General features: G+C 59.8%; 12 protein-coding genes. 6 read left to right on the top strand and 6 right to left on the bottom strand.

The annotated features are described in order from the left end of the window. Positions 1-192: 192 nt before the first annotated feature. From V3W31_06640 to V3W31_06650, 3 genes are all read left to right on the top strand, one after another. Positions 193-1344 carry a citrate synthase gene (locus V3W31_06640; protein ID MEE9614614.1) on the top strand — a complete coding sequence of 384 codons (1152 nt, stop codon included), beginning with the start codon at positions 193-195 and terminating at the stop codon, positions 1342-1344. 133 nt (positions 1345-1477) lie between these two features. After that, entirely contained in the window at positions 1478-1924 is a 447-nt protein-coding gene (locus V3W31_06645; protein MEE9614615.1) for a hypothetical protein, read from the top strand. Positions 1925-1950: 26 nt separating this feature from the next. Beyond that, entirely contained in the window at positions 1951-2352 is a 402-nt protein-coding gene (locus tag V3W31_06650) for a TRASH domain-containing protein (protein ID MEE9614616.1), read from the top strand. A gap of 8 nt (positions 2353-2360) precedes the next feature. On the opposite strand, the gene V3W31_06655 is transcribed toward V3W31_06650, so the two are convergent. From V3W31_06655 to V3W31_06665, 3 genes are read right to left on the bottom strand one after another with little or no spacing between them, the layout of a single operon-like run. Then, positions 2361-2909 (bottom strand): ankyrin repeat domain-containing protein, encoded by a 549-nt coding sequence (locus tag V3W31_06655; GenBank protein ID MEE9614617.1) that lies wholly within the window; start codon positions 2907-2909, stop codon positions 2361-2363. Between the two features lie 28 nt (positions 2910-2937). Continuing rightward, entirely contained in the window at positions 2938-3426 is a 489-nt protein-coding gene (gene rfaE2, locus V3W31_06660) for a D-glycero-beta-D-manno-heptose 1-phosphate adenylyltransferase (protein MEE9614618.1), read from the bottom strand. Positions 3427-3445: 19 nt separating this feature from the next. Further along, complete coding sequence (locus V3W31_06665) at positions 3446-4228, bottom strand: ComF family protein (protein MEE9614619.1); 783 nt, start codon at positions 4226-4228, stop codon at positions 3446-3448. Between the two features lie 31 nt (positions 4229-4259). On the opposite strand from V3W31_06665, the gene ftsY reads away from it, so the two are divergent. The 3 genes from ftsY to V3W31_06680 all read left to right on the top strand — a co-directional run bounded on the left by ftsY (position 4260) and on the right by V3W31_06680 (position 6405). Next, complete coding sequence (gene ftsY / locus V3W31_06670; GenBank protein ID MEE9614620.1) at positions 4260-5144, top strand: signal recognition particle-docking protein FtsY; 885 nt, start codon at positions 4260-4262, stop codon at positions 5142-5144. A 3-nt stretch (positions 5145-5147) separates the two neighbouring features. After that, positions 5148-5678, top strand: a complete 531-nt coding sequence (locus tag V3W31_06675; protein MEE9614621.1) for a nitroreductase family protein — start codon at positions 5148-5150, stop codon at positions 5676-5678. Positions 5679-5958: 280 nt separating this feature from the next. Continuing rightward, the gene (locus tag V3W31_06680) at positions 5959-6405 is read left to right on the top strand and encodes a PilZ domain-containing protein (protein ID MEE9614622.1); all 447 of its coding nucleotides are present in this window, start codon (positions 5959-5961) and stop codon (positions 6403-6405) included. 9 nt (positions 6406-6414) lie between these two features. Here V3W31_06680 and V3W31_06685 read toward each other — a convergent pair whose 3' ends face one another. From V3W31_06685 to gltX, 3 genes are all read right to left on the bottom strand, one after another. Beyond that, positions 6415-6732, bottom strand: coding sequence for a hypothetical protein (locus V3W31_06685; GenBank protein MEE9614623.1), 318 nt, complete (start codon positions 6730-6732; stop codon positions 6415-6417). A 307-nt stretch (positions 6733-7039) separates the two neighbouring features. Continuing rightward, the gene (cysS, locus tag V3W31_06690; GenBank protein MEE9614624.1) at positions 7040-8464 is read right to left on the bottom strand and encodes a cysteine--tRNA ligase; all 1425 of its coding nucleotides are present in this window, start codon (positions 8462-8464) and stop codon (positions 7040-7042) included. Positions 8465-8467: 3 nt separating this feature from the next. Further along, a partial coding sequence (gene gltX / locus V3W31_06695; protein MEE9614625.1) for a glutamate--tRNA ligase occupies positions 8468-9898 on the bottom strand: 1431 nt, incomplete at its 5' end.

The following is a 9898-nucleotide window of genomic DNA, read 5'->3' on the forward strand; positions in this document are numbered from 1 at the left end:
AAGGACTCTTTTCACGACAACCTCCTGGTGGTTTTTTCCTCTCAACCGATTATACCCCACCCCTGAAGGCGGCGACACAAAAAAACGGCGACCTTCGCCGCTGCCCCTTCACCCTCCCCGTCCAGAGCAAAAGGTTTGACTTTTACGGACTCCGGGAATAGAATTGAACTATAAACCCGAGCGAGGTGTGCGATGGAAGAGAGAGAGATGGAAGTGGTACCGGGGCTTGAGGGCATCCCGGCCGCCGAGAGTGCCATAAGCTTCATCGACGGAGAGAAGGGGGTACTGGAGTACCGCGGTATACCCATAGAGACGCTCGCCGAGAAGGGCACGTTCCTCGAGATCGCATACCTGCTCATCTTCGACAAGCTGCCCACGAAAGAAGAGTACGAGAAGTTCAAGGAAGACGTAACGCTCCATACCCGGCTCAAGATGAAGATACTCAGGATGATGGAGTATTTGCCCGAGGGCGGCCACCCCATGGACTACCTTCAGGCGGTAACCTCGGGCATGGGCATGTACTACCCGGCGCGGGACACCCTCGACGAGGACGTACGCTACTGGTCCACCATCCGGCTCCTGGCCAAGCTCCCCACGATCGTGGCGGCCTGCCACAGGCTGCGGCACGGAGACGCGCCCATCCCGCCGGACAACTCGCTCTCCTTTTCCGCCAACTTCTACTACATGCTCTTCGAAAAGGAGCCGGACCCGCTCGTCGAAAAGATTCTCGACGTGATACTCATACTCCACGCGGACCATACCATGAACGCCTCGACCTTCAGCGCGCGCGTGGTGGGCTCCACGCTTGCAGACCCTTACACCATCGTCTCCGCGGCCATAGGCACCCTCTCGGGCCCGCTCCACGGCGGCGCCAACGAGCGGGTTATAGACATGCTCCAGGATATAGGCTCGCGGGAGGAGGTCCGCCCCTGGATAGAGGAGCGGCTCGAAAAGAAAGAGCGGATAATGGGCATCGGCCACAGGGTCTACAAGACAAAGGACCCGCGCGCCGTTATATTGCAAGGCTACGCCCATAAGCTCCTGGACCACGAGGCCGCGGCCGACGCCCGCATACTCGGCATAGCCGAGGAGGTCGAGAAGGTCGTGGCCGAAAAGCTCTCTAAGAAGAAGCTCTACCCGAACGTGGACTTCTACTCGGGTATAGTATTCAAGGCCATCGGCATACCCACCGAGCTGTATACCCCGATATTCGCGATGAGCAGGGTCGCGGGCTGGCTTGCCCACTGGACGGAGCAGCTCAGGACCAACCGCATCTTCCGGCCCACGCAGAAGTACACCGGCGCGAGGGGCGCGGCCTACGTGCCCGTCGGGAAGAGGGGTTAGCCGGCACGGTCCTCCCGAAGGAATACCCATCACAAGAAGGACCTTGACAGTAGTGCCGGGCGTTCGTTGACAGGGCCCGCCCGGTGCCGTATAATATATAGTTGAGACATATGGCTTCCCCGAGGGTTTTATAGTGGAAAAGAGAGACTCCGTAGAAAGAGGCATGCACCTGGCCAAAAAGGGGCGCTTCAAGGAGGCGTTGGCCGCGTTCAGCGCCGACAACGCCTACAAGAAGAGCCCCACCGCCATATCCTACTACGCGCTATGCGTGGCGGTGGTGAAGAAGGACTACGAGGAGGCCGTCTCTCTCTGCCGCTCGGCGGCGAAAAAAGAGTTCTACAACCCCGACATCTACCTTAACATAGGGAAGGTGTGCATCCTGGCGGAGCGGAGAGACCTCGCCTTCATGGCGTTCAAGAAGGGGCTCAAGATGGACAACGAGCATCCCGGGCTCCTGAAGCAGATGAAGCAGTTGGGCATAAGGCGCAGGCCAAGCCTGCCGTTCCTCCCAAGGGGCAACCCTTTCAATAAGCTCATCGGCGCCCTTGGTGCAAGAATACAGAGACCGAAAAAAGCTTAAACGGAAAAATAAAAGGAGAGATCGAAATGAACACCATAAAGAAAACGGGCGGCATTTTCGCGGCCCTCTGCGTGTTGCTACTCGCAACGGGCGCGCAAATCGTGCAGGCGGAAAGCTCCATGCCTACGGCCAACAGGGTAGAGAAACCCTCCAGGGTATGCATGGTGAATAACATGCTCATGGCCTCGGAGATGATACCCGTGGAGGTGGACGGCAAGACCTACTACGGCTGCTGCCCCATGTGCGCGGGACGCATAAAGAAGGACTTTTCCATACGCCATGCAACGGACCCGATAACCGGCAACCAGGTGGACAAGGCCGAGGCGGTGATGGCGTTCACGGACGAGAAGAAGATCCTCTACTTCGAGTCCGAGGAGAGTTACGCGAAGTACAAGGAGTCAGCGCCAGACAAAGAGGGAGAGGAGTAAGGCCCGCCCTATTCCTCGGCCCCGGCGTCTTTCAGCATCTTAACGGCCTTCTTGCGGCCTTTCTTCTCGCCCCACATAAGTGCGGTCATCCCGTTCCTGTCCCTTGCGTTCACGTCGGCCCCGGCCGCGATGAGGATTTGCACCATTGCGGTACGCCCCCCAACCGTTGCCAGCATAAGGGCCGTAAGCCCGGATTTGCTCTGAGCGTTCACGTCGGCCGCCGCGGTAAGGAGTTTCAGCACGGCGTCGGAGTGCCCCGCGCGCACCGCGAACATAAGGGCCGTAAGCCCGGCGTTGCTCTGAGCGTTAACGTCGGCCCCCGAGGAAATGAGCTTCATCACTATGTCGGAGCGCCCACCGCGCGCAGCCAGCATAAGGGCCGTAAGCCCGTACTCGCCCGTTTCATTAACGTCGGCGCCTCGGGCAATCAGGGAGTTTACCCCCTCGGCGTCACCCCTTGCCGACGCACCCGGCAGGCCGCCCTTCGGAGCGGCACACCCCGCAACAAGAACGATAAAGAGCACCGCCCATAAACAAAAATTACGCCCGCATCGCATACCGGTTTCCTCCCCTTCTTCCTCGACGCTACCTATTGCAGCTTTGGCGCAGCTTCGAGACCCTCTTTATTATGTCGGTGGTGGAGCGGCCCTTGAGGAGCCTTACCCTCGCCACCCTGCCGCCCGAGCCCTTTACGACGTCCTCGCCGACTATCTCGCCGCTCTTCCAATCAGCGCCCTTTACCAGTACGTCGGGCCTTACGGCCTCTATCAGTTTTATGGGGGTGGGCTCTTTGAAGATCACCACGTAGTCCACCGGTTCGAGCGTTGAAAGCACCTCGGCCCTCTCCCCCTCGGGCACCACGGGCCTGCCCCTCCCTTTTAGCTTCCTTACCGAAGAGTCGCTGTTCAACCCCACCACGAGCACGTCCCCGAGGCTCTTCGCCTTTTTGAGATACCTTACGTGCCCCGCGTGGATGATATCGAAGCAGCCGTTGGTGAAGACGACCTTCTTTCTTCTTCCCCGCTTCGCCCCTATCTCCCGGAGCAGACCCCTGAGTGAAATCACCTTTCCCATGACAAACCTTCTACCATAGTCAGACCACCCTTGCAACGGTAGCGACAAAGACCTCGGCGCCGGCCCTCTTAAGTATTGTCGAGCACTCCCTCGCGGTCGCCCCTGTGGTGAAGACGTCGTCGACGAGGAGCACGCTCTTCCCCTTGAACTCTCCATCCCCCCCTTCCCCCGTGAGCTCGAAGGCTCCCTTTACGTTCTTCCGCCTCTCCTCGCCCTTGAGCTCTATCTGCGGCCGGGTCATGCGTGTTCTCTTAAGGCTCAGGCAGTCCACCTCCGAGGAGAAGGTTTTGGCGACCTCGCGGGCGAGCAGCAGAGACTGGTTAAAGCCTCTCTCGCGGAGCCTCGCGCTATGGAGCGGCACCGGCACGACCAGGTCGAAGCCGCCTGTATCGAGCCGGGCCGCGGCTTCGGCAATCATCCGTCCTAATGGTACCGCGAGCGAGAACTCCCCCCTGTACTTGAAGCGGTGGATGGCCTCAAGCGCGGCCCCGTCGTATACGACCGCGCTCCGCGCCCGGACGAACGGCACCCTCCTGCCGATGCACTCGCCGCAGGTGTGGTCCGGCCCGTCTTCGGACTGGAAGGGGATGCCGCAGACCGTACAGACGGCGCCGGAGATACCCGTAATCCCGCCCGTGCACTCACGGCAGAATCCCGGTCCCCCCTCCCCCCCATCCCCCCTGTCCATACCTCCGCCGCATACGGGGCAGAGGGAGGGAAAGAGTATGTCGAGGAGCGAGGCCGGCATGATAGAGCCCATTATAGCACAACCCCTCGGGCCGGGCCGCAAAAACCCTTTCAAAACCCCGCCTCCTGTGCTATTAAGGTAGGCCATGGCATTCACCGGACTCAAGGCAAGGCTCGCCCGCACGCACAACGCCTTTATGGAGGGGTTGAGCTCGTCGGTCGGAAGTGGGGCGAGGACAGAGGCGCTCGAGCGGCTCGAGGAGGCGCTCATAGGGGCGGACGTGGGGGTCAGGACCTCGATGGAGATGGCCGACAGCCTCCGGGAGGGCATCAAGTGGGACATGGAGAGCCTCCGGGCCCGCTTAAGGGATACAGTCTACAACATCTTGAAGGAGGTGGAGAGCCCGCTCGCGCCGGACGTCTCCCCGTACGTGATACTGGTGGTGGGCGTGAACGGCGCGGGGAAGACCACCACCATAGGGAAGCTCGCGCAGAGCTTCGCCTCCGGCGGCAAGTCGGTGTTGCTCGGGGCGGGCGATACGTTCCGTGCCGCTGCGATAGAGCAGCTCGAGGTCTGGGGCACGCGTGTCGGCTGTCCGGTCATAAAGCACAAGGAGGGTGGGGACCCGGGGGCGGTGGCCTTCGACTGCGTGAAGGCGGCCGTGGCCAGGAAGACCGACCTGGTGATACTCGATACCGCGGGCAGGCTCCACACGAAGGTGAACTTGATGGAGGAGCTCAAGAAGATAAAGAGGGTCGTCGAAAGGGAGCTCCCCGGCGCGCCGCACGAGATACTCCTCGTGCTCGACGCCACCAACGGGCAGAATGCCGTGGAGCAGGTAAGGCTCTTCAACGCGGCCGTCGGGGTAACGGGCATCGCGCTGACAAAGCTGGACGGCACGGCAAAAGGTGGTATAATAATCCCCATAGCCCGGGAGTTCTCCATCCCCATACGCTACATAGGCGTCGGGGAGGGGGTGGAGGATCTCGTACCCTTTAACGCGCGAGAGTTCGCAGACGCGCTCGTATAGGAAATGGACGAAAAGCTGAAAAATTTTTACGCCCTTTACGACAGGCGGAAGAGCATACGGGAGTTCGCCGAGCGCGAGGTCGAGGACGAAAAGCTGAACCGCCTCTTCTCGGTCCTGAGGCGGGCGCAGAGCGCGGCCAACTGCCAGCCCTGGCACTTTATCGTCATGAAGAAGGGGGACCGGGAGAAGCTCGACCACGTCTTCACCCGGGACGGGTTTAAGAAAGCGCCCGTGGTCATCGTGGCCTGCGCCGAGCCGGAGAAGGCCTGGAAGAGAAAAGCCGACAACAGGAACTACGCCTGGGTGGACGTATCGATAGCCGTAACCGAAATGATAGGGGCCGCGACGGCCGAGGGGCTCGGCACTTGCTGGATAGCGGCCATAGACCCCGAAGAGGTCAAGACCATACTCCACATACCTCAGCGCATAGAGGTGGTCGGCATCATCGCCATGGGCTACCCGCCGAAGGAACTCGTAAAGGAAGAGAAGAACCGCAAGCGCTTCGACGAGATTATACACACCGGGAGATGGTAGGCATAGCCGCCATGGATACCGGTGGAGGAACCCGCAAGGGAAGATAGAAGCCGAAAACGCTTAGACAAGACGGTACACACCGGAAGGTGGTAGGCATAGCCGCCATGGATACCGGTGGAGGAACCCGCAAGGGAAGAGAGAAGCCGAAAGCGCTTAGACAAGACGGTACACACCGGAAGGTGGTAGGCATAGCCACCGGGGATATTGGTGGAGGAACCCGCAAGGGAAGAGAAAAGCCGCAAACGCTTAGACAAGACGGTACACACCGGAAGGTGGTTAAATGACCGAGAAGCGGGAAGACTACATACTGGTCGGCTCCGACAGGAGGAAGAACCTGAGGGTCCAGCTCCTGGTCCTCCGGATCAAGGGAGAGGCGGGGGTAGAGGGCGACAAGAACGTCTTCTTCGGGTACGCCAAGAACCTGAGCAGGAGCGGCATGTTCATCTCCACCGTGAACCCCCGCCGGACGAACGACGAGTTCGATATTACCTTCAAGCTCCCGGACGGAGGGGGCGAGGCCAAATGCCGGTGCAGGGTGATGTGGACGAGAGACTATAACCCGAAGACCCGGCTCGAAGGCGGGATGGGCATACACTTCATTGACCTGGACGGGAAGGTCGCGGACAGGATAAACGACTGGGCCGAAAAAGAGGAAGAGGAGAGGAAGAGGAGAAAAGTAGCGGTGGAGAAAGCGGAGGAGAAGGAAGAGGAAGAGGGGGGAAAGTAAGCTCCCGGCTCACTTCCTGGGCGGCGGACCTGCCCATATCGCGACTTTAAACCTTACGAACTCGGCGGGGCGTTCCGTGGCGACGCCGCACTCTATTATTATCCGGCCTTCGTTGATATCCGACCGGGTCATGGTGTCGCGGTCGTACTTAACGAAGTAGGCCTCATCCGGGGAGGCGCCGTAAAGCTTTTTCGCCCGCCACAGAGCCCACAGATACTTCTCAACGTCGGCACGGATCCTGACCCATAGCGCCTCGCTATTGGGCTCAGAGGACACCCAGCGGAGCCTCTTTACTATCCGGACCCTTATCTGCTCGGCCTTTGTCATTTCCTTATCTCCGGGAAGGGGAAGTAAAGCTATTGCTTACACATTAAATCAGGGCCTTCATTCTTTCCTACGCAAGAGAATTATACGCCCACGGGGTATCGCCTGTCAAGGAGGGGGGGCTGTAAGGGGGATAGGGGCACTGCAAAAATACGGGAAGAAAGCACCAACCTGGACAACCTTACCTCCCCTTCAATCGAAGTGCAAGCACGATTTTTGTCTTCAAAATCCCCGAGATCCTGAATCAAGTTCAGGATGACAGACAGGGCAGGGAGTCAGGGAGGGGTAAGGACGGAGTTACTGTTGCGCGTCACGCGCCCTTCCACTCCGTCCCCTTAGAGGTGTCTTCGAGGATAACGCCCTTCGCCTTGAGTTCGTCCCGTATCTCGTCGGCGCGTTTGAAATTCTTGCTCGCACGGGCCGCGTTGCGCTCGGCTATGAGTTTCTCTATCTCGGCGGGGTCAACCCCCGCCCTCCCCTTTATCTCGCCGAAGTACTCGCCGGGGGTTTTTATAAACGTGCCGAGGAAAGAGCCCGTCTCTTTAAAGACGGCCGTCATGAGCGGCAACTCTTCGGCGAGTTTCTCCCCGTCCCCGGCGTCCATAAGACGGTTGGCCTCACCGACCTCCTCGAATATCTTCCCTATGACGGCGGCCGTATTGAAGTCGTCGTCCATCGCCTCGACTATGGGTTTTAGCCTCTCTTCTTTCTTTGCCGGGTCGGGCTTTTTTTCGAAAAACTCCGCCCAGTCCTTCTCCATCCTCTCAAGGGTACGGTAAAACCTCTCGGCCTTTGCCTCGGCTTCGGGTAGCGTATCGGCCGTATAGTCTATGGGCGAGCGGTAGTGGCTCGATAATAAAAAAAGCCTCATGGCGTCGGAGGTATAGTTCTTAAGCACCTCATGGATGTTCAGGATGTTCCCGATAGACTTGCTCATCTTCTCTTTTTCTATATTGACGAAGCCGTTATGGAGCCAGTAGCGCGCGAACCTCTTACCCGTTGCCGCCTCGCTCTGGGCTATCTCGTTTTCGTGGTGCGGGAAGATCAGGTCCTTGCCGCCGCCGTGTATGTCGAACGTCTCGCCGAGTATGTTCAGGCACATGGCCGAGCACTCTATGTGCCAGCCGGGGCGGCCCGGTCCCCACGGACTGTCCCACGTCGGCTCTCCGGGCTTGCTCGCCTTCCAGAGCGCGAAGTCGAGCGGGTCCTCCTTCCGCTCGTCCACCTCAACCCTCGCGCCCGATTCGAGATCTTCTATGTTCTTGCCCGAGAGCTTGCCGTACCCCTCGAACTTGCGTACCGAGTAGTAGACGTCCCCGTCCACGGCGTAGGCAAAACCCTTTTTCATGAGGGTCTCTATCAACTCCAGCATCTTCGGTATGGTCTCAGTGGCCCTGGGCCTCCTCGTCGGGAGCGCCACCCCGAGCCCCTCCATGTCACGGTCGAAGCTCTTTATGTAACGCTCGGCTATCTCCATGGACTCCACACCCTCGTCCGCGGCGCGCTTTATAATCTTATCGTCCACGTCCGTATAGTTCCGGGTATAGGTTACCTTGTAGCCCCTGTATTGTAGGTACCGATATATGGCGTCAAAGGCCACGGCACTCCGGGCATGGCCTATGTGGCTCAGGTCGTATACCGTCGGGCCGCAGACGTACATCCTCACCTCTCCCTCGTTGAGAGGCTCGAACACCTCCTTCTTCCCCGTAAGGGTGTTATATAGTTTTATCGCCATACCTTATCCTTCGACGCACGCGTGGAGTCGCCTTAGCACTTCGTCCCTGCCGAGCACCTCGACCACCGTTACGAGTTCCAGCCCCTCCGTCCTTCCGGTAAGGGCGGCCCTTACGGGCATGAAAAGTTTCTTCCCCCTCTCGCCGGTGGTCTCTTTAACTTTTTTCATTATACCGTTATAGCTCTTCTCATCAATTTTATCGGACCCGCTGGGCCCGTCCGTCTTTTTCACCTCGGTTCGGAAGGCGCGGACGACCTCCACGGCGCCCGGTGACTTTAATACCTCTTTCGCGTCTTCGGCAAGCCGAAGCTCTCCGACAAGGGGCGCGGCAAGGGCCGGTATGTCGGTAAGCGTAAAGGCCTCGGCCTTTATTGCGTCGACCGCTTTTTTAACCCTCCCCGAGTCGGCCTCTTTAAAGTGGGTAGCCAAAAGCTCCACGAGCCTCCCCGTGTCGGCCCTTGAAAGGGCCTCCCTGTTAAAGCGCCTGAGCCTCTCCGTGTCAAAGACCGAAGGGCTCTTCGATAGTTTTTCGAGCGAGAAGCCCTCGGCCATCTCTTCGAGAGTTAGAAACCTCTCTCCCGGCGACCAGCCGAGGCGCGCCAGGGCGTTCGTTATGCCCTCGGGGAGGTAGCCCCCCTCCCGGAGTCCGGCTACGGACGCGGCCCCGTGCCTCTTGCCGAGCGGGCTGCCGTCCGGGGCCGTAACGAGAGGTATGTGGGCGTAGACGGGTGGGACGAAGCCGAGCGCTTCGGCCAGGAGTATCTGCCTCGGGGTGTTCGAGAGGTGGTCGTCACCGCGCAGGACGTGCGTTATCTCCATGAGCGAGTCGTCCACCACAACGGCGAAGTTATAGGAGGGCAGCCCGTCCGAGCCGACGATTATAAAGTCCCCCAGGTCCGCCGTGTCGAAGCTCAGGGGGCCGTGGACCGAGTCATCGAAGGTAATCTCCACCCTCCCCTCCGGCACCCTGAACCTTATGACGTGCTCCCCGCCTTCCGGGGCTTCTTTAAGCTCCCGGCACCTGCCGTCGTACCTCGATGGCCGTCCGGCCTTGATCTGTTTATTCTTAAGCTCTTCGAGCCTTTCTTTTGAGCAATAGCAGCGATAGGCTGCGCCGCTCTTCACGAGCTTTTCGGCGTGCTCGGTATAGACGGGCCCTCTCTCGGACTGCCTCGACGGGCCCTCGTCTGAGGAAAGGCCGAGCCACTTCAGGTCTTCGATTATGGCGGCCTCGCAGGCCGCCTCCGAGCGCTCCGGGTCGGTGTCTTCCATACGGAGGACGAAGGCGCCGCCGGCGTGCCGTGCGAAGAGCCAGTTAAAGAGTGCGGTCCTCGCCCCGCCCACGTGGAGCCCACCGGTGGGGCTCGGCGCGAAGCGCGTCCTCACGCTCCCCCCGCACACCCCACCACCCCCCCCCCCCCAATAACCAGGGGC

This window comes from Thermodesulfobacteriota bacterium, from assembly GCA_036482575.1.
Classification (GTDB): Bacteria; Desulfobacterota; GWC2-55-46; order GWC2-55-46; family JAUVFY01; genus JAZGJJ01.